The 23,021-nt window shown below is 62.2% G+C and carries 19 protein-coding genes and 3 pseudogenes; 9 read left to right on the forward strand and 13 right to left on the reverse strand.

Annotated elements, in window-relative coordinates:
• From ASD12_RS35075 to ASD12_RS21760, 4 genes are all read left to right on the forward strand, one after another.
• The coding region (locus ASD12_RS35075; RefSeq protein WP_210173863.1) for a hypothetical protein at nt 1-358 on the forward strand (358 nt) is incomplete at its 5' end.
• Nucleotides 355-1,350, forward strand: a complete 996-nt coding sequence (galE, locus tag ASD12_RS21750) for a UDP-glucose 4-epimerase GalE (protein ID WP_056590837.1) — start codon at nt 355-357, stop codon at nt 1,348-1,350. The genes ASD12_RS35075 and galE, both read left to right, overlap by 4 nt.
• Before the next feature lie 106 nt (nt 1,351-1,456).
• Nucleotides 1,457-2,707, forward strand: coding sequence for a D-amino acid dehydrogenase (locus ASD12_RS21755; protein WP_056590840.1), 1,251 nt, complete (start codon nt 1,457-1,459; stop codon nt 2,705-2,707).
• A 2-nt stretch (nt 2,708-2,709) separates the two neighbouring features.
• Entirely contained in the window at nt 2,710-4,536 is a 1,827-nt protein-coding gene (locus tag ASD12_RS21760; protein ID WP_056590842.1) for an alanine racemase, read from the forward strand.
• Between the two features lie 71 nt (nt 4,537-4,607).
• Here the strand turns inward: ASD12_RS21760 and ASD12_RS21765 are convergent, their stop codons facing one another.
• The 7 genes from ASD12_RS21765 to ASD12_RS21795 all read right to left on the reverse strand — a co-directional run bounded on the left by ASD12_RS21765 (nt 4,608) and on the right by ASD12_RS21795 (nt 11,762).
• Nucleotides 4,608-5,999, reverse strand: a complete 1,392-nt coding sequence (locus ASD12_RS21765; RefSeq protein WP_056590847.1) for an FGGY-family carbohydrate kinase — start codon at nt 5,997-5,999, stop codon at nt 4,608-4,610.
• Nucleotides 5,996-6,313, reverse strand: a complete 318-nt coding sequence (gene rhaM, locus ASD12_RS21770; RefSeq protein ID WP_056590850.1) for an L-rhamnose mutarotase — start codon at nt 6,311-6,313, stop codon at nt 5,996-5,998. Before rhaM ends, ASD12_RS21765 begins: the two co-directional genes overlap by 4 nt.
• A complete protein-coding gene (locus ASD12_RS21775; protein WP_056590853.1) occupies nt 6,313-7,308 on the reverse strand; it encodes an ABC transporter permease in 996 nt (331 codons plus the stop codon). Before ASD12_RS21775 ends, rhaM begins: the two co-directional genes overlap by 1 nt.
• Nucleotides 7,305-8,285, reverse strand: a complete 981-nt coding sequence (locus ASD12_RS21780; protein WP_056590855.1) for an ABC transporter permease — start codon at nt 8,283-8,285, stop codon at nt 7,305-7,307. Before ASD12_RS21780 ends, ASD12_RS21775 begins: the two co-directional genes overlap by 4 nt.
• Nucleotides 8,282-9,823: a sugar ABC transporter ATP-binding protein gene (locus tag ASD12_RS21785; RefSeq protein ID WP_056590859.1), complete on the reverse strand. Its 1,542-nt coding sequence runs from the start codon at nt 9,821-9,823 to the stop codon at nt 8,282-8,284. The genes ASD12_RS21780 and ASD12_RS21785 overlap by 4 nt, the downstream gene beginning before the upstream one ends.
• Nucleotides 9,824-9,907: 84 nt before the next feature.
• A complete protein-coding gene (gene rhaS / locus ASD12_RS21790; RefSeq protein ID WP_027055502.1) occupies nt 9,908-10,903 on the reverse strand; it encodes a rhamnose ABC transporter substrate-binding protein in 996 nt (331 codons plus the stop codon).
• Nucleotides 10,904-10,958: 55 nt separating this feature from the next.
• Nucleotides 10,959-11,762 (reverse strand): DeoR/GlpR family DNA-binding transcription regulator, encoded by an 804-nt coding sequence (locus ASD12_RS21795; protein ID WP_056590861.1) that lies wholly within the window; start codon nt 11,760-11,762, stop codon nt 10,959-10,961.
• Nucleotides 11,763-11,948: 186 nt separating this feature from the next.
• Here ASD12_RS21795 and ASD12_RS21800 point away from each other — a divergent pair, with 186 nt between their 5' ends.
• From ASD12_RS21800 to ggt, 3 genes are all read left to right on the forward strand, one after another.
• Nucleotides 11,949-14,051: a bifunctional rhamnulose-1-phosphate aldolase/short-chain dehydrogenase gene (locus tag ASD12_RS21800; protein WP_056590864.1), complete on the forward strand. Its 2,103-nt coding sequence runs from the start codon at nt 11,949-11,951 to the stop codon at nt 14,049-14,051.
• A 107-nt stretch (nt 14,052-14,158) separates the two neighbouring features.
• A complete protein-coding gene (rhaI, locus tag ASD12_RS21805) occupies nt 14,159-15,451 on the forward strand; it encodes an L-rhamnose catabolism isomerase (protein ID WP_056590867.1) in 1,293 nt (430 codons plus the stop codon).
• Nucleotides 15,452-15,540: 89 nt separating this feature from the next.
• The gene (gene ggt / locus ASD12_RS21810) at nt 15,541-17,280 is read left to right on the forward strand and encodes a gamma-glutamyltransferase (RefSeq protein WP_056590870.1); all 1,740 of its coding nucleotides are present in this window, start codon (nt 15,541-15,543) and stop codon (nt 17,278-17,280) included.
• Between the two features lie 79 nt (nt 17,281-17,359).
• Here the strand turns inward: ggt and ASD12_RS21815 are convergent, their stop codons facing one another.
• Nucleotides 17,360-17,707, reverse strand: coding sequence for a hypothetical protein (locus ASD12_RS21815; protein WP_056590874.1), 348 nt, complete (start codon nt 17,705-17,707; stop codon nt 17,360-17,362).
• Nucleotides 17,708-18,159: 452 nt separating this feature from the next.
• Nucleotides 18,160-19,178, reverse strand: a pseudogene (locus ASD12_RS33395) (TonB-dependent receptor).
• Here ASD12_RS33395 and ASD12_RS35470 point away from each other — a divergent pair.
• A pseudogene (locus tag ASD12_RS35470) lies at nt 19,132-19,251 on the forward strand (alpha/beta hydrolase); the annotation flags it as partial. The pseudogenes ASD12_RS33395 and ASD12_RS35470 sit on opposite strands and share 47 nt — an antisense overlap.
• Nucleotides 19,252-19,284: 33 nt before the next feature.
• Here the strand turns inward: ASD12_RS35470 and ASD12_RS21830 are convergent.
• On the reverse strand, nt 19,285-19,623 hold the full coding sequence (locus ASD12_RS21830; RefSeq protein ID WP_082525606.1) for a hypothetical protein: 339 nt from the start codon (nt 19,621-19,623) through the stop codon (nt 19,285-19,287).
• A 383-nt stretch (nt 19,624-20,006) separates the two neighbouring features.
• A complete protein-coding gene (locus ASD12_RS21835) occupies nt 20,007-20,447 on the reverse strand; it encodes a hypothetical protein (protein ID WP_056590889.1) in 441 nt (146 codons plus the stop codon).
• A 189-nt stretch (nt 20,448-20,636) separates the two neighbouring features.
• Between ASD12_RS21835 and ASD12_RS21840 the strand changes: the two are divergent.
• A pseudogene (locus tag ASD12_RS21840) lies at nt 20,637-20,786 on the forward strand (IS110 family transposase); the annotation flags it as partial.
• A gap of 361 nt (nt 20,787-21,147) precedes the next feature.
• On the opposite strand, the gene ASD12_RS21850 reads toward ASD12_RS21840, so the two are convergent.
• A complete protein-coding gene (locus tag ASD12_RS21850; RefSeq protein WP_056590901.1) occupies nt 21,148-21,750 on the reverse strand; it encodes a hypothetical protein in 603 nt (200 codons plus the stop codon).
• Nucleotides 21,751-21,756: 6 nt separating this feature from the next.
• Entirely contained in the window at nt 21,757-22,653 is an 897-nt protein-coding gene (locus ASD12_RS34300) for a hypothetical protein (protein WP_156389058.1), read from the reverse strand.
• Nucleotides 22,654-23,021 lie beyond the last annotated feature (368 nt).

Raw genomic sequence — 23,021 nt, forward strand, 5'->3', positions numbered from 1 at the left:
CGATGCGCTCGAGGTCGGCGAAAACGCGATAGCGACGCTCGGCATGGAGCTGGTCGATCGCTTCCTCGAAGAACCGCTGATAATTCATGTCGACTTCCCAATTTTGCGCGGGATCATAATCATTGCCCTATTGGTCGTCCACCGGGCCTTTTTGGTCAAAATGCCACGCCCTGGACCTGTTCCTAACGGCCACGGATCGTGGCCTATTCCCTTGATGTGGATCAACTTTGTTTCAGGACGATGCCACATGCCGGCAATGCCGGTTACAACGAGTTCTAATGGCCAGGCGGCAAGCTTTCCAGTAAGGCGGGGGTTGAGACAGTTTCCGATAATTCTTGAGATGCGAGGTCGCGGATGACAGTTTTGGTGACAGGCGGCGCCGGTTATATCGGTAGCCATATGGTCTGGGAGCTGCTGGATGCCGGCGAGAGCGTGGTCGTTCTCGACCGTCTTTCGACCGGCTTCGAATGGGCGGTGGCGCCGGAGGCAAAGCTGGTTGTCGGCGATGTCGCCGACAGGGAATTGGTCGGCTCTATCATCAGGGACAACAAGGTCGACGCGATCATCCATTTCGCGGGTTCGATCGTGGTCCCGGAATCGGTTGCCGATCCGCTCGGCTATTACGAGAACAACACCTGCAATACGCGCACGCTGATCGAAACCGCGGTGCGCGAGGGCGTGCCCAATTTCATCTTTTCCTCGACCGCGGCCGTCTATGGCGGCGCCGGACTGGAGCCGGTGCGCGAGGATGCCCGTCTGGCGCCGGAATCGCCCTACGGCCTGTCCAAGCTGATGAGCGAATGGATGCTGCGCGATGCGGCGATCGCGCACGGCCTGCGCTATACCGCGCTGCGCTATTTCAACGTCGCCGGCGCCGACCCGAGGGGCCGCACCGGCCAGTCGACGCCGGGCGCCACCCATCTGATCAAGGTCGCCTGCGAGACCGCCCTCGGCAAGCGCCCCTTCATGCAGGTGTTCGGCACCGACTATCCGACGCCGGACGGCACCTGCATGCGCGACTATATCCATGTCAGCGACCTGGCGGCGGCGCATCGCCTGGCCCTGCAGCGGCTGCGCGCCGGGGGCACAAGCCTCGTCGCCAATTGCGGCTACAGCCATGGCTACTCGGTGCTCGAGGTCATCGACAGCGTGCGGCGCGCCTTTGGCCATGATTTCGAGGTGAAGATGGGCGATCGTCGCCCTGGCGACGCCGCTGCGGTGGTTGCCAATTCGGATCTCGCCCGCGCCGAACTCGGCTGGACCCCGCTACGCGACGATCTCGACCAGATCGTTGCCGACGCGCTCGCCTGGGAGCGCATCCTGACCGGCAAGAACTCCGCGCGGGGCTGAGCCGGGTTCTCCGAAGGGCTCGCAAGGCACGTGGCGAAGCGCTATTGAAGGCATTCGCGGCACGGCGTGGAGGCGCCGCGCCGCGAGGAGCTTTTGGGGGGATGGCATGAAAATAACGGTGCTCGGGGCCGGTGTCGTCGGTACGGCAGCCGCCTATTATCTGGCGAGTGACGGCCACGATGTCACAGTGATCGAGCGCCATGCGGCGCCGGCACGCGGCACCAGCCAGTCGAACGCCGGTCTGGTGTCGCCGGGCGATGCCACCGCCTGGGCCTCACCGGCGGCGCTGAAGACATTCCTGCGCGCGCTCTACAACCATGATCTCGGCATCAAGGTGCGGCTGCGCTTCGACCCCTACTTCCTCGCCTGGAGCCTGCGCTTCCTGCGCCAATGCACGAAAGAGCGCCTGCGCGCCAACAGCCGGGTCAAGCTCCGCCTGGCGCTCTATTCGCGCGACTGCATCAACGCCATCTCGGCAGAGACAGGCATCGGCTATGATGAGCGCAAGAAGGGCATCCTCTATTTCTTCCGCACGCAGCACAGCCTCGACACCGGCACCGACAATTACCGCTACCTGGCCGAGCACGGCCTGCCGATAGAGATCGTCGGCCGCGAGCGGCTGATCGAACTTGAACCGGGTCTTGCCGGGGTGAAGGAAAAGATCGCCGGCGGCGTCTATTCGCCGATCGACCAGACCGGCGATTCCCGGCAGTTCGTGGAAAAGCTCGCCGCCTATTCAGCCGAAAGGCTCGGCGTGAAATTTCTCTACGGCACAACGGTCGAAGGCCTCGACATCGAGGGCGGCCGGGTGCGCGCGGTGATGACTTCGGCCGGGCCGGTCGCCGGTGATGCCGTGGTCATCTCGATGGGGCCGGAGAGCGGCCTGCTCGGCCGTCGCTACGGCATCGACCTGCCTGTCTATCCGGTGAAGGGTTATACCGCGACGATTCCGCTGGAGGACGAGAGCAAGGGCCCGACCATGGGCGGCGCCGACGAGGACCAGCTGATCGCCTATTCCAGGCTTGGCAACCGGCTGCGGCTCGCCTCGACCGCCGAATTCACCGGCTTCGACCGCAGCCACAGGCCAAGCGACTTCGCCGCCATGTTCAGGACCGGCAAGGATCTGTTCCCCGGTGCCTTCGACGAGAAAAAGGCCGAGCTGTGGGCGGGCCTGCGGCCGATGATGCCGAACTCGGTGCCGGTCATCGGCGAGGCGCGCTACGAGAATCTCTATCTCGACACCGGCCACGGCCATGTCGGCTGGACCATGGCCTGCGGCTCCGGCAAATTCCTTGCCGACCTCGTCGCCGGCCGGAAGCCGGAGATCGACCCGCAAGGGCTGGTTTACGGGGGCTAGTGATGTCGGGACCGCAAGTCGCCATCGACCTTGGCCGCATCGAGCGCAATGCGCGCACGATCGTCGAGCGCTGCGCGCTGTCGGGCATAAAAGTGTTCGGCGTCACCAAGGGCACTTGCGGCATGCCGCAGGTGGCGCGCGCCATGCTGCGCGGCGGTGTCGCCGGTATCGCCGAATCGCGCTTCGAGAACATCCGCCGGCTGCGCGACAGCGGCATCAACGCGCCGATCATGCTGTTGCGCAGCCCGCCGATGGCGCGTGTCGAGGAGGTGGTGCGCACCGTCGACATCAGCCTGCAGTCGGAACTCGCCACCATCCGCGAGATTTCGCGCATCGCCGAGCGCATGGGCCGCGTCCACGACATCATGCTGATGATCGATCTCGGCGATCTCCGCGAAGGCATCTGGCCGAGCGACCTTATTCCCACAGTCGAACAGATCCTGCAGTTCAAGGGCGTGCGCATTGCCGGTATCGGTACCAATCTCGGCTGCTTCGGCGCCATCATGCCGACGCCGGAAAATCTCGGGCAGCTCGTCGCCCATGCCTACAAGACCGAGCGCCTGTCCGGCAAAAGCCTCGACTGGATTTCCGGCGGCGCCTCGTCGTCGCTGCCGCTGCTGCTCGAAGGCAGACTGCCGGCCGGCATCAACAATCTGCGGGTCGGCGAGGCGATCCTGCAGGGCGGCGTCGAGACCTTCCGCGACACGCCGTGGGCGGAGCTCGAACCCGATGCCTGCCGGCTGACCAGCGACATCATCGAGGTCAAGCTCAAGCCTTCACGGCCGATCGGCCAATCGGGCTACGACGCCTTCGGCAACCAGCCGGTCTTCCCCGACGAGGGCGACAGGCTGCGCGCTATCGCCAATATCGGCCGCGAGGACGTGCTGGTCGAGGGGCTGACGCCGATCGCCAAGGGGATACGGGTGCTCGGCGCTTCCAGCGACCATCTGCTGCTCGATGTCGCCGATGCCGATCCGCCGCCGGCCGTCGGCGACCGCGTCGCCTTCCGCATGAGCTATGGCGCCATGTTGCTGGCGATGACCTCGGAATATGTCGAGAAGGCCCCGATGCATGACGTCGAGGACTTTTCCGGCCGCAAGATGGTGCAGATCACGGCCGAGCGGGGGGCTGCCGGCATCCTGGCCCGAGAAGGTACCGGCGCGCGGCTGGAAGCGATGAATTTCGACGTCGTGGAACTCGCCGATGTCGAGCGGCCGCCATCGGGGCTGATCCGGCTGACTGCCGGAGCCGACCGTCGCATCGCCCACAAGGCGCTGACCGCAACGGCGCGCGCGACGCATTCCTTCGGCCTGATCTGGATCGATTCCATAGCCGCCCTGATGCCCGAGGAAGAGGACGGCATCGACCTGCCGGAAGGCTCGGTTCTGGCGCGTACCCTCGGCCTCGACCACAAGGCGGGTGCGCTGCAGCCGCAGCTGTCGCCAGAGAATGTCGCCATTGTCGGCTTGCGCCATGCCGACCCGGCCGAAGCGCGGGTGCTGAAGGATTCACGCGTGTCAGCCTTCACCATGACCGATATCGACGCCATGGGCATGCGCGACCTGATGCATGAAGCGATCCGCATCGCTACCTCCGGCACGCAAGGCTTCCATGTCAGTTACTCGCCGACTGCAACCGAATTCGCCGGCTGGGCAGCAGGCTCCGGTGGGCTGACCGTGCGCGAGACGCATCAGGCGATGGAGGCGATCGCGCTCTCCGGCGGTCTGCTGTCGATGGATGTTTCGGGCCTTGCCGCGGATCTGGAGCCCCGGATCAGCACCGACGTGATCAACTTCGTCATGTCGGTTTTCGGCAAGCGGATCTTGTAGCTGAGCATGATCCCGAAAAATGGGTTCCGGTTTTCTCGGACAAACGGAAATCGTTTGTCCAAAGATCATGCTCAAACAGACAGATCCTGTCCCTGCGGTTCGATCGCCGCGCGCCAGGCCCTGACGTAGTCAACCCAGACCGGGTCGGCCGGCGGCTCCATTCTTTCGCCTTTGCCCTGCGCCATCCGTTGATCGGTCGCCAGCAATGCGGCGCCGATGCTGGTGCCGGTGGCGGCTTCGGACGCAACAACGGCGCGTGCCGTGCTGGCTGCCAGCATGCCGACAAAGAGCCGGTTGCGGGCAAAGGGGCCTTCGACAGTGGTCGGGCCGTCGGCGCCGATCAGGTCGAGGCAGGTTGCCGTCATCAACGCCAGATAGAACGAGATGGCGGCAAAGCGCTGGCCATCGTTCATACCGTCGGCATTGAGCCATGCCGCTACCTGATGCGGGAACGGCCCCGATCCTTGCTGGGTCGACGGCAGCAGCAGCACCTTTCGCGCCAGCACGGCGCCGACATCGGCTTCGGCCCACCGCTCAGGCTGGTCCTTCGTCAGCACGGAAAACTCACGGCCGCCCATGAAGCGCGCCGAGGTAACGGGATTACCGAGTGCGTTGACATTGACCAGCGTGTCGCGCGCGGCATCCAGCGCAATCTGTTTGCCGCCAACCGCCATCGACACCACCCAGGTGCCCGTCGAGACGACGGAGAAAGGCGGTCTGTCGGACAGCAGATGCGGCAGCAGCGAGGCGTTGGAATCATGCAGGCCGCAGAACACCGGCGTTTGCGGATCGAGTCCGGTTCGCATCGCAACGATAGGCAGGATCGGGCCGAGGCGATCGCTGGCCGGCCGCACCGGCGCCATCAGGCCGCGCCATTCCAGGCTGTCGACCAATGATGAAAAATTCGCCGCCCACGGGTTCCACAGATCGGTGTGGCAGCCGAGCGAAGTCACCTCGTTGGCGGCGATGCCGGTCAGGCGCAAGGCCCAGTATTGCGGGTACATCAGCATCGCGGCAACCTTGGCAAATTCCGCCGGGAAGCTTTTCTGCTGCCAGAAGAATTGCGCACCGAGATTGAGGCCGAGCGGCAGGCGCGGCGTGCCGGTCTCGGCGAAGGGCGGACGGATCGAGTCATAATCCACCGCCAGCCGGTCGGGGCCGTCGAATTCATAGTCGAGCACTGGCAGCACCAGTTCGCCCGCAGCGTCGACCAGTACGCCCGTTGCTCCATGGGTCGTGATCGAAATGGCGTCGATGCACTGTTCGGCGTTGAGGCTGGCAAGGCTATCGAGGATGAATATCCACAAGGCCTCGACATCGTGGTGCGGGTAGGGCGCCTGTCGCACCGGCGCATTCGCCATGCGGCGCAACGCCACCTCGCTCAACGTCGCGAGGTCGACCAGCGCCACCTTGGCGTTGGTCTTGCCGATGTCGATGACGGCGATGTGGCGCATCGCACTCATGCCATATGGAACACGGTTTCCAGCGGCACGGCCACCGGCTCGTTGTCCGGCCTGGTTTCCATCATGTCGGCCATATGTGCCCACCAGCGCTGCATCACCGGATGCCTGGGCAGTTCGTCCATGCCGTGGTCGTCTCGCCGCCACAGCACGCCGAACAGGATATTGGTGTCCTCGTCGAGGTGGATGGAGTAATCGGAGACGCCGGCCTGCTTCAGCAGTGATACCAGGGATGGCCAGATCTCGTCGTGACGCTTCTTGTACTCGGCCTTCATACCGGGCTTGAGCTTCATCTTGAACGCGTATTTCTCGGCCATCAGCGCCCTCCGCGCAGCCGCCGCCAGACGATAGGCAAGGCGATGACGATGATCAGCAGCAGGCCGATGAAGATCGACATGACGATGCCGGGCACGTTGAGCAGGCCAAGGCCGAAGGTCACCAGCCCCATGATGAAGGCGGCGAGCACGACGCCCAGAATGCTGCCTGCACCGCCGAGGATGCTGACGCCGCCGAGCACCACCATGGTGATGACTTCCAGCTCGTACCCCTGCGCGATCGACGGTCGGGTCGAACCAAGGCGCGAGGTGATCAGCACCGAGGCGATGCCCGACATCAGGCCGGTCAGGCAGAACAGGATGAACTTGGTTCGGCCGACGCGCACACCGGAAAACTGCGCAGCTATCGGATTGTTGCCGATGGCAAAGACGCGTCGGCCGAAAATCGTGCGGTGCAGAAGGAACCAGTAGGCGACGGCCGCGATCAGGAAGAGCACCAGTTCGAAGGACACCACCCACCAGACATAACCCTGGCCGAAGAAGGCGAAGTTTTCGGGATAGCCCTTGTAGGCCTGATCGCCGAGGATGATGAAGGCGATGCCGCGAAACAGGCTCATCGTGCCGATGGTGACAACGATCGAGGGCAAGCCAAGTCTCGTCACCAGCAACCCGTTGAAGGCGCCGCAGCCGAGCCCGACGACGATGCCGATCAGCACCAGCACTGGTGTATCGGCGCCGGCCTGCACCGCCATGCCCGTCATGGTCGACGCCAGCGCGATGATGGCGGCCACCGACAGGTCGATCTCGCCGGAGATGATCAGCAGCGCCATGGCGAAAGCGATCAGGCCCTTCTCGGTGAAATTGAAGGTGAGATCGGACAACGAGTATGGGTCGAGGAAATAGGGCGAGGCGAAGCTGTTGATGGCGAAGATGGCGATCGCCACGACGACGAGCAGCGCTTCCCAGGAAAAGATCGCCGAACGGAACGGCTTGTCGAGCCGGTCGGGAATGTGGCGCGGAGCAGGGCTGTCGGTCATGTCACCGCCTCCACCTTTCTGAGGATGATGCGGCCTTGCTGGCGTTCGCCGCGCGCATTGAGCACGACGGCCAGAATGATGGCGCTGCCCGAAATCGCCATCTGCCAAAAGGGCGAGATGTTGATGACCGGCAGTGCGTTGGAGATGATGCCGAGGAACAGCGCCCCCAACACCGCGCCGCCGACCGAACCGATGCCGCCGGCGATCGAGATGCCACCGATGACACAGGCGGCGATGATGTTGAGCTCATAGCCGTTGGCGACCTCAACCGAGGCGATTACATAACGCGAGATCCAGAGATAGCCCGAGAGGCCGCCGATCATGCCGGAGATGCAGAAGACGATGAATTTCGTCCGGCCGACATCGATGCCGGCATAGACCGAAGCCGTCGGGTTGACGCCGATGGCATAGATCGAGCGGCCGAGTGCGGTGCGCGTCATCAAGACGAAGAAGAGCGCGATGACCAGGATGGCGATCCACGACAGCACCGGAATGCCGAGGAAGGCGGCGCGCTGAAAGCCGATGAAGTCCGGGCTCATCTTGTCGGCATTGACCCAGGCGCCGCCGGACAGGACGAAGGTGGCGCCGCGATAGATGGTCAGAGTGCCCAATGTGACGACGATCGAAGGGATGTTTAGCCGCCACACCAAAAGGCCGTTGATGGCGCCGAGCACCAGCCCGATCAACAGTGCGATGACGATTAGCAGCGGGATCGGGATCGCCGGATGCGCGGCGTTCAGCATCGCCACCACCATGCCGGTGAAGCAGAGGTTGGACGCCATCGACAGATCGATCGACCGGGTCAGGATGACAACCATCTGGCCCAGCGCCAGGATCATCAGGATCGAGGTGTCGTTGAACACCTGGCGCAGATTGCCGGGATCGGCAAAGGCCGGGAAGCGCGTCGAGATCAATCCGATCAGCAAGACGATGGCCGCGAACAGCCAGATCTCACGGTATTTGAGGAAAGCCTTCATGCCGCGATCCCTGCTGCCGTCCTGACCAGCGTCTCGGCGTCCAGTCCCTTGTTGTCGTAGACCGCCGCGACGAGACCCTCGCGCATGACCACGACGCGGTCGGACATGCCGAGGATTTCGGGCAGTTCGGAGGACACCATGATCACCGACAGGCCTTGCGCCACCAACTCGGCCATGAAGCCGTGCACGGCGGCCTTGGAGCCGATGTCGATGCCCTTGGTCGGCTCGTCCAGGATGATCACCTTGGGCGCGGTCGCCAGCCATTTGGCGATGACGATCTTCTGCTGGTTGCCGCCCGACAGCGTGCCGACATCCTGGCTGAGTGAGGAAGCGCGCAGGTCGAGCCGCTCGGTGTAGGAGCGAGCGAGCGAAAACTCCTCGGCCAACCGCAGCAAGCCGGATCTGGAGGTGCGCTTGAGCGAAGGCAGCGAGACATTCTGGAAGATCGGCAGGCCGATCACCACGCCTTGCTTGCCGCGCTCCTCCGGCACATAGACGATGCCGGCATCGATCGAATCTGCCGCGGATTTCGGCGCGATCACCTTGCCTTCCAGCATAATCGTGCCGCCTGAGGTGCGGGTGATGCCCGATATCGCCTGCATCACCTCGCTGCGCCCGGCGCCGACAAGGCCGTAGAAGCCGAGGATTTCGCCCTTGTGCAATTCGAAGCCGATGTCGTTGAACTCGGTCGGGTGCGACAGGCCTGAAACGGAGAGCACCGTCGTGCCGATCTCTGCCTTGCGCTGCGGGAAGATGTGGTCGACGGCGCGACCGACCATCAGGCGCACGATCTGGCTCTGGCCGGCATCCTTGATCAGGCCTTCACCGACCATCTCGCCATCGCGGAACACCGTGTAGCGATCGGCGATGCGGTAGATCTCGTCGAACTTGTGGCTGATGAACAGGATCGCCTTGCCTTCGCTCTTGAGGAACTCGATGAGCAGGAAAAGCTCCTCGATCTCCTTCATCGAAAGCGCGGCGGTCGGCTCGTCCATGATGACGATCTGCGCGTCGATCGACATGGCACGCGCAACGGCGACCAGATGCTTGTTGGCGATGCCGAGGTCCTTCAGCCGCGCGTCGGCGTCGATATGGCCGGCATGCATGGTATCGAGCACTTCGCGAGCGTTTTTGCGCATGGTGCGCCAGTCGATGGTGCGCAAGCGCGTGCGCGGCGCGTGGCCGAGAAAGATGTTTTCGGCAACCGTCAAATCGTCGAACAGCACGGTTTCCTGGTGAATGGCGGTGACGCCATACCCGAAGGCGGCATGCGCGCTGGGCAGAGTGACGGCTTGGCCGTCGATGCTGATTGTGCCCCCATCGGGCTGGTAGATGCCGGTCATGATCTTGACCAGCGTCGACTTGCCGGCGCCGTTTTCGCCGATCAGCGCGGTCACCTCGCCCGGATAGAGCGACAGGCTGACATTGTGCAGCGCGCGCACGCCGGGAAAGCTCTTGGAGATGCCGGACAGCGTCAGGCGTGGAACCGAGGCCAGAGGCCGCTCCTTTACCGTGCCGGGTTGGGCTGTCGTATCCATAGTCGTATCAAGCCCTGAAACAAGGTCCGTTTAAAGTCGCGGCGGGACGTGAGCCCCGCCGCGACAGCTTGAGAGCGCTCCAGGTCAATAGATCTTGGAGAACTTCTCGATGTTCGACTTGTCGAACTGGAACGGCGGGGCCATCGCAGCCGAGTTGGTGTCGTCGAGCGTGACCTTGCCGACGCGGCCGATCGACAGCGTGGCGCCGGGCTTGGCCTCTTCCTTCTTCACCGCCAGATCATGGGCGAGGTAGACGGCCGAGTAGCCGAGATCGATCGGGTTCCACAGCGCGACCGCCTGGCTGGCACCGTTGTCGATGAACTTCTTGAACTCGGACGGCAGCGCGAGACCGGTGACATTGACCTTGCCGATCAGGTTTTCATCGGTGACGACCTGGGCGGCGGCAACGACGCCGACGGTGGTCGGCGCGATGATCGCCTTGAGGTTCGGATAGGATTTCAACAGGCCCTTGGCTTCGTCGGTGCTCTTGGCCGAATCGTCATCGCCGTAGACGGTGGCGACGAGTTTGATCTTGGGGAACTTCTCCGGCAGGATCTTCTTGGCCGCATCGATCCACGCGTTCTGGTTGGTGGCGGTCGAGGAGGCCGACAGGATGGCGACGTCGCCGCCTTCCGGCAGGTAGTCGGCGGCGAGCTTGATGATGGTCTCGCCGATCAGGCCGGTGTCGGACGGGTTGAGGTGAAGCTGACGGCCTTCCTTGGCGACGCCAGAATCCCAGGAGATGACGGTGATGCCGCGCTCCATGGCCTTCTTCAGCACCGGCACCAGCGCGTCGGCGTCATTGGCCGAAATGGCGATGGCGTTGACCTTCTGGGCGATCAGCGAATTGACCACTTCGATCTGCGCTTCCGCGGTCGCCTTGGTCGGGCCGGTGTAGATGATGTCGACATCGCCGAGTTCCTTGGCCGCCTCTTCGGCGCCCTTGTTGGCGGCATCGAAGAAGCCGTTGCCGAGCGACTTCACCACCAGCGCGATCTTGACGTTTTCGGCATAGGCTGCGTTCACGAACATGGCGGCAGAGAACGCCGCCGTCACCATCAATTTCTTCAAGAAGCTCATCGAATATCCTCCCTTGAGCGTTGCATTCCATCGCCGCTGCTGGCGTGAGGGTGTCTCAGGCCTGCAGTGAAGATTCTTCCTTTGCCGACTTGCGGGCGACGATCAGCGTCACGCCCGCGGTCTCCAACATCTTGGCTTCGCGATCCTCGATGCCGTCATCGGTGATGACGGTGGCGATGCGCGACAGGCCGCACAGGATCAGGCTGGAGCGTTTGCGGAATTTCGAAGAATCGACCAGCACCACCAGTTCGTCGGCCTGGTCGATCAGTTTCTGCTCCGCCTGGATCAAAAGCGGATCGCCTTCCATCAGGCCGAGCGGCCCCAATCCTTGCGCGCCCATGAACATGCGTCGCGCATAGAAATTGCGCGTCACGTCATTGTCGAAGGGCGACAGGATGATGTTCTGCTCGCGGTAGATCGTGCCGCCCGACAGCATCACCGTGTTCTTGGAATGCTTGAGCAGGTGCTCGGCGATCGGGAACGAATTGGTGAAGATCGGCATGCGGCGGCCGGTCAGGAAATGCACCATCTGGAAGGTTGTGGTGCCGCCATTGATGATGATCGGCTCGCCGTCCTTGCACAGCTCGACCGCTTCGCGGGCAATCGCCCGCTTTTGCGAGGCGTTGATCGTTTCGTTGACGGAAAAGGTCCGGCCGGCCAGCCCGATGAACTGCGGCGGCGAGATTGCCTCGGCGCCACCGCGCACACGGCGCAGGCGCTTCTGGACATGGAGAGCCGCGATGTCGCGCCGGATTGTCGCCTCGGAGGACTCCGTCAGGTCGACCATCTCCTGCACCGTCACCACAGGCTTTTCCTGGACGGCGGACAGAATGATCCTGTGGCGCTCTTTTTCGTGCATGGTTCCTCCCTGCCTGAGCATCTAGGCACCCAAAACGCGCAGTGTCAATCATTTCCGATCATATAATTTCATTGTGCAGTGCAATATGATCGATGTTGATCGTTTGTGATTGACAAGCCGGCTGCTTCCGTGGAAATTCGGGCCAAATGGGTCGCACCTTTTGCGTGCCTTTCGGGAGGATACCCTATGCTCGATAAGCGCACCGGCGCGCGCCTCGCCAATCAGTGGGATGAGGCCAAGGCTCAAGCGATGAGCGAGCCGGAACTTCTGGTCTATCGCTCGAACACGCTCGGCTCCGACAAGCGCGTCACCAACTATGGCGGTGGCAACACCTCCTCGAAGATCTGGCAGAAAGACCCGCTCACCGGCGAGAATGTCGAAGTGCTTTGGGTCAAGGGCTCGGGCGGCGACAGTGCCTCGATTAAAACAGACGGTTTTGCCACGCTCTACATGGACAAGCTGCGCGCGCTCAAAGGCCTCTATCGCGGCGTTGAGCACGAAGACGAAATGGTCGGCTTCCTGCCGCACTGCACCTTCAACCTCAATGCGCGCGCGGCCTCGATCGACACGCCGCTGCATGCCTACGTGCCGAAGCCTTTTGTCGACCATATGCATCCCGATGCCATCATCGCCATTGCCGCCGCCAAGGATTCCAGGGCGCTGACCAAGGAGATATTCGGCGACGCCATCGGCTGGCTGCCATGGAAGCGTCCGGGCTTCGAACTCGGCCTGTGGCTGGAGAAATTCTGCCTCGAAAATCCCGCCGCCAAGGGTGTCATCCTGGAAAGCCACGGCCTGTTCACCTGGGGCGACACCCCCAGGGAATGCTACGAGACGACGATCTCGGTGATCAACCAGGCGATCGAATGGTTCGAGCGCCGCTCCGAGGGTCTCGCGATCTTCGGCGGTGAAGTGGTCAAGTCGCTCGATGCCGTCGAACGCCGTGCCATCGCGGCAAAACTGATGCCGAAAATCCGCGGCCTGATCTCGGAGAAGAGCCACAAGCTCGGCCATTTCGATGATTCCGCCGCCGTGCTCGAATTCGTCAACTCCAGGGATTTGCGGGCGCTGGCGGCACTCGGCACGTCGTGCCCCGACCATTTCCTGCGCACCAAGATCCGCCCGCTGGTCATCGAGTTCGATCCGGCCAAACCCGATGTCGATGCCGTCATCGCCCGCCTCGCCGACGACGTGGCTGCCTATCGCGTCGGCTACCAGGCCTATTACGACAGCTGCAAGCATGCGGACTCGCCCGCCATCCGCGACCCCAATGCCGTCGTCTACCTGATGCCCGGCGTCGGTATGTTCACCTTCGCCGGCGACAAGGCGACTGCCCGCATTTCGGGCGAATTCTATGTCAACGCCATCAACGTCATGCGCGGCGCCTCCACCGTCTCGTCCTATGTCGGCCTGCCCGCACAGGAAGCATTCGATATCGAGTACTGGCTGCTCGAGGACCTGAAGTTACAGCGCATGCCGAAGCCGAAGTCGCTTGCCGGCCAGATCGCGTTGGTCACCGGCGGTGCCGGTGGCATCGGCCGCGCGACCGCCAACCGGCTGCTGCGCGAAGGCGCCTGCGTCGTGCTGGCCGACATCGACGAAACAGCGCTGGCCAGCGCCAACGACGAACTGGCCAAGGCCTATGGCAAGGATTTCGTCCGGCCGGTGCGGATCAACGTGACCTCGGAGGACCAGGTTGTCTCCGGCTTTGCCGAGACGGCGGTCGAGTTCGGCGGCATCGACATTCTGGTGTCCAACGCAGGGCTGGCTTCCTCGGCGCCGATCGAGGAGACGACGCTGGCGCTGTGGAACAAGAACATGGACATCCTGTCGACCGGCTATTTCCTGGTCTCGCGGGAAGCGTTCCGGCTGTTCAGGGTGCAGAAGATCGGCGGCAACGTCGTCTTCGTCGCGTCCAAGAATGGCCTTGCCGCCTCGCCCAACGCCGCCGCCTATTGCACCGCCAAGGCCGCCGAGATCCATCTCGCTCGCTGCCTGGCGCTGGAGGGTGCGGAAGCCCAGATCAGAGTCAATGTCGTCAACCCGGACGCGGTGCTTCGCGGCTCGAAGATCTGGACCGGCGAGTGGAAGGAACAGCGCGCCGCCGCCTACAAGATGTCGACCGACGACCTGGAGGAGCATTACCGCTCGCGTTCGATGCTGAAGCGCTCGGTCTTCCCCGAAGACATCGCGGAGGCGATCTATTTCTTCGCCTCCGACATGTCGGCCAAGTCGACCGGCAACATCATCAATGTCGACGCGGGCAACGCCCAGAGCTTTACGCGCTGAGCCAACGTCGAAGCGCTTCCCTTCTCCGCGTCACTATACGGGGAGAAGATGCCGGCAGGCGGATGAGGGGCAGCGCTGACTGAACGCATTTTGGGAGGAATAGCAGTTTGTCCGAATCCATCATCTCCGCCGACCTCGTCGACAAGGACAACGCCGCGCGCAAGGCCAACCTCGAGCGCGACTACGCCTCGCTCGGCGAGCGCCTCGACCGTCGCGGCATCGCCATCGACGCCATCCGTGACAAGGTCGAGAAATTCGCGGTGGCGATCCCGTCCTGGGGCGTTGGCACCGGCGGAACCCGCTTTGCCCGCTTTCCCGGTGCCGGCGAGCCGCGCGACATCTTCGACAAGATCGAGGACTGCGCCGTCATCAAGCAGTTGACGCAGGCGACGCCGACAGTCTCCCTGCACATTCCGTGGGACAAGGCCGACCCGAACCGGCTGAAGCAGGCAGCCTCGCGCTTTGGCCTCGGCTTCGACGCCATGAACTCCAACACCTTTTCCGACGCCAAGGACCAGAAGCTCTCCTACAAATTCGGCTCGCTGTCGCATGCCGATGCCGGCACCCGCCGGCAAGCGGTCGAGCACAATCTCGAATGCATCGAGATCGGCAAGACGCTGGGCTCCAAGGCGCTGACGGTGTGGATCGGCGACGGCTCGAATTTTCCAGGCCAGGTCAATTTCGCCAAGGCGTTCGAGCGCTATCTCGACGCCATGAAGGAAATCTACGCCGGACTGCCCGCCGACTGGAAGCTGTTCAGCGAGCACAAGATGTACGAGCCGGCCTTCTATTCCACCGTCGTCCAGGACTGGGGTACCAACTACATGATCGCCAGGGAGTTGGGCGACAAGGCGTTCTGCCTGGTCGACCTCGGCCATCATGCCCCCAACGTCAACATTGAGATGATCGTCTCGCGGCTGATCCAGTTCAAGAAACTCGGCGGCTTCCACTTCAACGATTCGAAATATGGCGACGACGATCTCGATGCCGGTTCGATCGATCCCTACCGGCTGTTCCTCGTCTTCAACGAACTGGTCGATGCCGAACTGTCCGGCACCGAAGGCTTCGACCCGGCGCACATGCTCGACCAGAGCCACAACGTCACCGACCCGATCGAAAGCCTGATGCTGTCGGCGGTCGAGGTGCAGCGCGCCTATGCGCAGGCGATGCTGGTCGACCGCAAGGCGCTGGAAGGCTACCAGGACAACAACGACGCGCTGATGGCGACGCAGACGCTGAAAGCCGCCTACCGCACCGATGTCGAACCGATCCTGGCGATGGCGCGGTTGAATACGGGCGGCGCGATCGATCCGGTTGCCGCCTACCGGGCGGCCGGGTACCGCGCCAAGGTCGCGGCGGAACGCCCGGCGGTCGCCGGCGGCTCGGGCGGCATTGTCTGACATCTGAATTGATCCGTCTGGTCCACCATTGATGGTGGACTCGGTGGCCCTGACGGGTTCTTCTAGGCCTCCCCGCTAGGAGAACCGTCATGCCTCTCAATCGTCGGACACTGATCGCCGCCAGTCTTTCCATCACCTTCATTCTAGCGCCGTTGACGAGCGTCTTCGCCGCATCGCCGGCGCCAGCCAAGGGCGAGCACGGCATGGTGGTGACGGCCCAGCATCTGGCGTCCGAAGTCGGCATCGAGGTCTTGAAGAAGGGTGGCAATGCTGTCGATGCGGCGGTTGCCGTCGGCTATGCGCTCGCCGTCGTCTACCCCAATGCCGGCAATATCGGCGGCGGCGGCTTCATGACCATCCGCTTCAAGGACGGCAAGTCGACCTTCCTCGATTTCCGCGAGCGGGCGCCGCTGGCGGCGACCAAGACCATGTATCTCGACAAGGACGGCAACCCGGTGAAGGGCGCCAGCCTCGACGGCTATCTCGCGGTCGGGGTGCCAGGCTCGGTGGCTGGTTTCGAGATGGCGCGCGAAAAATACGGCAAATTGTCCCGACAGGATCTGATGGCGCCGGCGATCGGCTATGCCAAGGACGGATTCATCCTCAATCAGGGCGACGCCGCCTCTTTTGCCAGCAGCGCCGACCGGCTGGCGAAGGATCCCGCGGCTGCCGCCATCTTCTTGAAACCCGATGGCAAGCCCTATGGCATCGGCGAACGGCTGGTCCAGTCCGACCTCGCCGCGTCGCTCGCCGCCATTTCCGAGAAGGGCCCGGATGCCTTCTACAAGGGCGCCATCGCCGATGCCATCGTCAAGGCAAGCGGCGCCAAGGGCGGCATCCTGGTCAAGCCGGATTTCGAGCAGTATGCGGTCCGCGAACTGAAGCCCGTGACCTGCCTCTATCGCGGCTACGAGATCACTTCCTCGCCGCCGCCGAGTTCCGGTGGCGTCATCATCTGCGAAATCCTCAACGTGCTGGAAGGTTATCCCTTATCCTATCTCGGCGCGGGTTCCGCCGAAACCGTCCATGTCATGGTCGAGGCGATGCGCTACGCCTATGTCGACCGCAATTCCGCGCTCGGCGATCCAGATTTCGTCGACAACCCGGTCTCGAAACTGCTTGATAAGGCCTATGCCAAGGATATCCGCGACAAGATCGACCCGTTCCGGGCCGGCGTGTCGCAGGATCTGATGCCGAAGGGCTTTGGCGAGAGCAAGGAGACGACCCACTATTCGATCATCGACAATGACGGCAATGCGGTCGCGGTCACCTATACGCTTAACGGCTCCTTCGGCGCCGGCGTCGTCGCCGACGGCACCGGCATCCTGCTCAACAACGAGATGGACGATTTCACCCAGAAGCCCGGCGTGCCCAACCTCTATGGCCTGGTCCAGGGCGAGGCCAATGCCATCCAGCCGAAGAAGACGCCGCTGTCATCGATGAGTCCGACCGTGGTGGCCAAGGACGGCAAACCGTTCATGGTCATCGGCAGCCCCGGCGGCTCGCGCATCATCACCATCACGCTGGAAGCGATAGTCAACGTCATCGACCATGACATGAACATCCAGGAGGCGATCGACGCGCCGCGCATCCACCATCAATGGCTGCCCGACAAGCTCTATGTCGAGCCGTTCGGGCTGTCGCCGGACACCGAAAAGCTGCTGGCCGGCATGGGTTATCACCTCGATCTCGCTGACCAGACCTGGGGCCAGGCGGCGGGTATCCTGGTCGGCGGCAAGAGCCTGGCGGAGATCGAGAAAGGCGGTGGCGCCCGCTACAATGGCGCTATCGACAGCCGAGCGGCCTCCGGCGAGGCGCTCGGATATTAGGCGAGATCCGGAAGGATCGCGCGATCTCTTGAAAGAGCACCGGCTTAGAAAGCCGGTGCTGGACCTTCTGTCTTCTGGTTCACAAGACCAGCGTGAGGGTGGACGCAACCAGCATCAAGGCGGCGATGCCAACGAACAACGCATAGATGCGCGGCCGGTCGAGCAGCAGTGCGTTTCCGGATATCCAGGCAGACGTGGCACCGCCAAGCGCGAAGAGGAAGCCGTTGCGGTGCCCGAAGACCATCGATGCGGCCATCAGCCCGCCAATGATCAGCGCGCCGAACACGATGATCACGGCAACGGCGTATTTCTCGAAATCGTTGCCGCTTCCCATGCTCGGACCGATCGCGTTCAAGGTCGGCAGGTCGTCCGGATCGTAGGGATTCGTCGACCCATATTCGTCATGACCGGCAGGCTCTCGCATCATTCATTCTCCGTATAGCGGCAACAAACCATCAAGCCTTGCCGAGTGCAACCCGATCGCGCTGCCTTGATGCGTTCGGCCGGTCCTTGACGTATTCAGGCGTCGGCTTACCACCGGCTTTTGATTCGTGCCCTGGCCGTCTTTGGTCTCAGGCAATCCAGGATACGGCTGCCCGAAGGCGACCGTGGCCCCCTCTATCATGGAATGCATTCGTGGAGGAAAAATGATGCGGGACGTGGATTGCGCTTCGGGGGCAGCGATTTTCGGCGGAGATGACGTCGCAAAGGACCGTGACGGGGCCGAATCGCTTCGCCGCCAGCACGGATGGGAACAGGGTCGCGTCCGATCGCGGCCCTGGACGCGTCGCATCGTCACGGGTTCATGCGACGTGCTTCAGGCGCCGTTCGATGCATGCCGAGATGACCGGCAATCGGGGTAGGGCTGGCCGGCATGCATCAGAACTTCATGCTGAGGCTGCCCTTGATGACAGGGCCTTCGCCATAGATGCAACTGAGGTCCTTGTTGCTGCCGGCCTCATAGCAGGTCGAATAGTAGGTCTTGTCGAACAGGTTGGAGACGTTGAGCGCCGCCTGCCAGCCATTCTTCTTGTAGCGCAGGGCCGCGTCGACCAGCATGTGGCCAGGCACGTTCACTGTGTTCGCACTGTCGCCGAAGCTGGCGCCGATGTAGCGCGCGCCGGCGCCGACGCTCAGGCCTTCGAGCACGCCGCTGCCAACTTCGTAATTGGCCCACAGCGATGCCTGGTGTTCCGGCACCCTGGCCGGGCGGTTGCCGATGATGTCGGCGGCATCGCTGGTTATCTCCGCGTCGAGATAGGTGTAGGCCGCCGTCATTCTGAGGCTGGAAGCCCGGTCGGCGTTGGCCTCGATCTCCAGGCCGCGATGGCGGACTTCTCCGGTCTGGACCTGGTAACGGGATTGGCTGCTGCCGTCGGCACATTGGTCTTGCGCAGGTCGAACAGCGAAGCGGTGATGAAGCCGGGGAAGAAGGTCGGCTCGTATTTCACGCCGACTTCGTACTGCTTCCCCAGCGAAGGCGGCAGCGCGTCTCCGGACTGGGTCGGGCCGATATTGGTGGTGAAGGATTCGGCATAGCTGGCATAGGGCGTCAGGCCATTGTCGAAGAGATAGCCGATGCCGACATTGCCGGTGAAGGCATGGTCCTTCTGATCGTAGCTGCCCGCATCGCCGAGTCGGTCGAAATTGGTGTGGTCGATCCAGGCCTGCCGGCCACCGACGGACAGAACCCAGTGGTCGGTGATCTTGGACTGGTTTTGTGCATAGAGACCGACCTGGCCGATCGTCTCCATGCGATCCGTAATGATGAGGCTCGGCGCCGTGACCGGGATCGAATAGTCCGGGTCCTGGGTGTCCAGAGGCGGACCCTCGCCGTAGCCGTTGCGCCCGTTGCGCGCAAACTTCGAATTGCATGCCGGCGAGAACCATATGTCGATCCTGCCGGTCACGGTCAATCGCGCGGTGCAGGCGGCGTTTGCGGTGCGGGAGAAGGATACCGCCCTTTGCTGAACGCTGCAGCAAGGCGGTCGGCGCCTCGCGCTGTCATTCCTGTGAAGGGGAGGCGCTCAATCGGCGGTAGGAGACGCCGCCGAAGTTTGCCGTCACAAAGTCCGTGACGGACATCTTGCGCTTGCCTCCGTCGCTGCAGGCGTAAACCGGCCAACCAGCATCGCTGCATTCGCTGGCAGCGCAGATGCGCGCCAGGCAGTTCCCGATAGTCAGCCGGAAGCCGCCCTTGCCGGCGAAGCCTTGCAACAGGCTGCCGTCCGCCGAGCGCCATGTCCGCGCACGGAATTCCGCCCGCAAAAGCAGGGGTTCGAGAGGGACCGCAAGGTTGGTTTCGCCGGCACGCCCTGAAAGCTGCAGACGGAAGCGCGCCATTGCGGTCGTGTATGCGGTCACAAGATCCGCTTGGCGAAAATAGGCGGTCGCCAGGCTTGAGCGGTCAAGCAGATGAGACGTCCTCTCGCCTGCCCCTCCCGGGCTCACCAAGGCAATAAACGCAAGAAAGGCGAAGCAAGCTCGTGACATTTCCAGCAGCCATATCGATCTCGGCGTGCCGGTTTGCCCCCCGGTTGCCCTCCTATAACATCCCGCCAATCGGCGCCTGGCGCAAGCCGCTTGCGGAGGCAGTTCAAAAGGCCACCGAGCAAAGGTGCTTGGAGCGGAAGACGGTGACTCGCATCGACGAACTTGTGTGGGCGATGGCGAGGTGGAAGCGGCGTTTGAGGCAAGGGGTGAAGATCTTCACCAGCCAGGGTTCCTTAGCCGATGCGAGCCGGTGGCAGCTCGTACAGGGTGGCGCCGTTCTCCTGGCCGCGTTCGACATAGCCGATGACGCCAAACCATCTTGCGACATCCGGCCCCTGGAGCCAGCTGCGCGAGTGGATGGGGAGGTTGCCGGCAAGCGCCTGGATATGCCGGATATGCCGCTTGCAGAAGCGAACGGTGGCGGCGCGGAAGAAATCCTCCTGCGCCGCAAACAGCGTGTCGGCGGCATCGCTGTTCTCATGCCAGGCGATGATCGCCACGGCCTTGTCGCCCCCGACAAGCGCGTGAGCGCGGCCTTCCTTCAAATTCATCATCAGATTGTCGTAGGCGATCTTGCTGTCCTTGCCGGCCGCCACGTATTCATCCGACATCCGCTTGGACAGGCCGCGAAAGACATCCTCCAGATCCCCGAGCGTTGCTGCGCGTGCTCTCATTTCTCCTCCTGACGCCCCGGCAGGCAGTTTGCCCTAAGGATGGGGGATCACCAAGCAAATCAAATCCGCCAGTGGCCTAATGTGAGCAAAGTGATTTCGGCCGCAATGCCCACAGCGGTGGCGGCCGACGGTGAAATGCGGGTCGAGCGCCAAACTGTTCGCGATGTCCTCGCACACCGCGCAACGCGCGATATTGCCTGGAAGGGGCAGCTCCGGCTCTGCGCCCGCTATCGTCGCCTCAGCGCCACCGGCAAGAAGCCGCCGGTGGTCGTGGCTGCGATCGCACGCGAGATGGCCGCCTTCTTGTGGGCCATCGGCCGGGAGGTCGCGCCGTCATAGCCGGTCTCGACCCACCCCGCTGCACAGTGTTGGGGGTGGGGCCACGGTGGGGAACTCCCGTCGCTAGTTATGTGGCCGAGCCGATGCGCCCGACGCCCGCCCTCTAGACCGAGGACAGCCCCGAGACGAAGACACGGAAGGCCGGTACCCAACCCGCGGATGAGAGTCTGATCAACCGTCGTCTCTGAGCTCCACCCCCAGCCCTGTGCAGCTTCAGCCGATCCGACTGCTTCGCAAACCTGCCAAGCAGGCGAGCCTTCTTGCCGTCAACCTTGACAGGGAACATGAGAGACTGGGTGTTGAACCCCAACCGCTTGCGCCGTTGAACTTCGAAAACCCGTCGGGTTAATTGCAGAGCCAGTCAAAAAAGCTCGATAACGGCGGGGATACGGCCATACGGGCCCCGAGGAAGTATGAAGCCGACAAGGTTGTTCGCATCTGACAAGCGAAACTCCCCCACCGTGCCGGTGTACGTCAACTCCAGCTTGTCCCCTTTCAAATAAATGGAATAGTTTTTGTCGCACTCATTGGGCGAGTACAGGCTGAGGCAACCTTCCTTGGGTGACTTGAAGGCGATGATATAAGAGATCAGACTGGAAACTCTTTTGGAAAACTCCTTGTCCTGCTTGGAAGCGTCCGATCCCGGGCTCAGTTCGATGTCGATGCGCGTTTTTTCAAACATGGCGTCGAACATGATCTGCTCGCGGACGAGCGGATCCGAAACGGCTTTCAATCCTTCGCGCACCGCGTAAGTTCTGATGACTGGATTGCTCGCGCATACCAGCTTCTGAAACGCGAAAAGTCGGTCCAGGGGATCGGCTGCCGTATCTAGTAATTTGTCTCGGTATTCTTTCGTTTCCGGGTCGGGTAGCGCGCTATATTCCTCGCAAGCGTGAGCAACCAATGGGAATGCCTGGATCCCAAAAACAATCGCGAGAAAAGTAACCAATCGAGTCGGCTGCATTGCAGATCACCCGTCCACGGTCGATGAAAATACAATCTGTATTGTACCCGCAAGTGACTTACGCTCGACAGAAACCACGCAATGGTCCCATAGCTTTGTAGGGGTTTGCAACGGGATACTGCGTTCGTAGCCGCGAAAGTTACGGTCTGGGATCGCCCGATCCCCGCTCAGGATAGTCACCCTAGCTTCCTTGGTGACCAGCCGAGCGGTGAAGTCATGGAAGCCGCAGAGATCGAATTTCTGTTCTTCGAGCACCCCAAAGACAGATTTGCCGGGGCGGGCTGGTAAAGGCAACGGTTCGGGAACTGGAGGCGCAGTTATCGCAGTCCGTGAGTCCGTGACTGGAGGAGGTGGTTCTTGTAGGGTCAAGGCAGGCGAAGGTTCAGGCAGTTTCATCGACGCTGGCACTTTATCTTCTAACTCAGCAGTCGAAAGGTCTTCCGATGGCGTTACCGATTGCTCGCATTCAAGTCGAGTCTTCGCTTTTCCGGAGTGAATCGGCTTTGTCCACTCGAATGGAAAGATAACGACCTCTTGATACCTTCTTTTGTCAAATTCGACCGGTGCACTACGCAGTAACATCGTGTTTTCTAGCATAATTGATAGATTACATTTTTTAATTATTGTACCGGATTTGTTATCAACCACAACCTCTACCCAAAATTGCGAACTGTCCGCATCAATTTTACTAATTCGTGCATCACGTATGCTTAGTTCATGCCCGATCTCTGAATCCCATAAACCGGAATGCGAGAGAAGGCCGAGAATATTCTCCTCAATTTTAGAGAGGTATGTAGTAAACACCGCAATCGTCGCCGCTGCACCCACCCCTAGCGCGGCCAACCGGTGATACCAAGCGCGCGTGCTCTTACGAGCAGCAGCATTCTCATCACTATCTTGCATAACACGACCGTTGTGCTTCAGCCGATCTTGACAGCTTGGCTGTCGAGAGTCGAGGCACCGTTCGACGGAGCTTGGCTCTACAGCGTCAATTGATGGGAGGCGGCCGTCGGGTCAGCGATCACTTCTTTTGCAATTGGTGACACCCTCGAACCATGGTCGGCGCTGCCAAAGGAGACGGTCCCTTCAGTATGCGAGGCGATGTCACGGTAACGGTAAACCTGGCAGTTTGGGCGGCCCGACTATCCAAACGAGGGAGTAAGCCATTGATATTATAGTGCCCTTCCCGAGAGATGGGTGACAGTTCATTCCGGATAGATGGGTTACACTTTCGGCCCTTTGCAAGGAGAGCAAGGTGCCTTGGAAGGAGT

It is taken from the genome of Mesorhizobium sp. Root102 (assembly GCF_001425625.1).
GTDB lineage: Bacteria > Pseudomonadota > Alphaproteobacteria > Rhizobiales > Rhizobiaceae > Mesorhizobium.

Excerpts from the sequence above, each read along its gene's own strand:
- ASD12_RS21765 (WP_056590847.1), bottom strand. The coding sequence starts at position 5,999 with ATGAGTGCGATGCGCCACATCGCCGTCATCGACATCGGCAAGACCAAC.
- ASD12_RS21760 (WP_056590842.1), top strand. The coding sequence starts at position 2,710 with ATGTCGGGACCGCAAGTCGCCATCGACCTTGGCCGCATCGAGCGCAAT.
- ASD12_RS21800 (WP_056590864.1), top strand. The coding sequence starts at position 11,949 with ATGCTCGATAAGCGCACCGGCGCGCGCCTCGCCAATCAGTGGGATGAG.
- ASD12_RS21795 (WP_056590861.1), bottom strand. The coding sequence starts at position 11,762 with ATGCACGAAAAAGAGCGCCACAGGATCATTCTGTCCGCCGTCCAGGAA.
- galE (WP_056590837.1), top strand. The coding sequence starts at position 355 with ATGACAGTTTTGGTGACAGGCGGCGCCGGTTATATCGGTAGCCATATG.
- ASD12_RS21850 (WP_056590901.1), bottom strand. The coding sequence starts at position 21,750 with ATGCAGCCGACTCGATTGGTTACTTTTCTCGCGATTGTTTTTGGGATC.
- ASD12_RS34300 (WP_156389058.1), bottom strand. The coding sequence starts at position 22,653 with ATGCAAGATAGTGATGAGAATGCTGCTGCTCGTAAGAGCACGCGCGCT.
- ASD12_RS21815 (WP_056590874.1), bottom strand. The coding sequence starts at position 17,707 with ATGATGCGAGAGCCTGCCGGTCATGACGAATATGGGTCGACGAATCCC.
- ASD12_RS21775 (WP_056590853.1), bottom strand. The coding sequence starts at position 7,308 with ATGACCGACAGCCCTGCTCCGCGCCACATTCCCGACCGGCTCGACAAG.
- ASD12_RS21835 (WP_056590889.1), bottom strand. The coding sequence starts at position 20,447 with ATGAGAGCACGCGCAGCAACGCTCGGGGATCTGGAGGATGTCTTTCGC.
- rhaM (WP_056590850.1), bottom strand. The coding sequence starts at position 6,313 with ATGGCCGAGAAATACGCGTTCAAGATGAAGCTCAAGCCCGGTATGAAG.
- ASD12_RS21755 (WP_056590840.1), top strand. The coding sequence starts at position 1,457 with ATGAAAATAACGGTGCTCGGGGCCGGTGTCGTCGGTACGGCAGCCGCC.
- ASD12_RS21780 (WP_056590855.1), bottom strand. The coding sequence starts at position 8,285 with ATGAAGGCTTTCCTCAAATACCGTGAGATCTGGCTGTTCGCGGCCATC.
- ASD12_RS21785 (WP_056590859.1), bottom strand. The coding sequence starts at position 9,823 with ATGGATACGACAGCCCAACCCGGCACGGTAAAGGAGCGGCCTCTGGCC.
- ASD12_RS21830 (WP_082525606.1), bottom strand. The coding sequence starts at position 19,623 with ATGGCGCGCTTCCGTCTGCAGCTTTCAGGGCGTGCCGGCGAAACCAAC.
- ggt (WP_056590870.1), top strand. The coding sequence starts at position 15,541 with ATGCCTCTCAATCGTCGGACACTGATCGCCGCCAGTCTTTCCATCACC.
- rhaS (WP_027055502.1), bottom strand. The coding sequence starts at position 10,903 with ATGAGCTTCTTGAAGAAATTGATGGTGACGGCGGCGTTCTCTGCCGCC.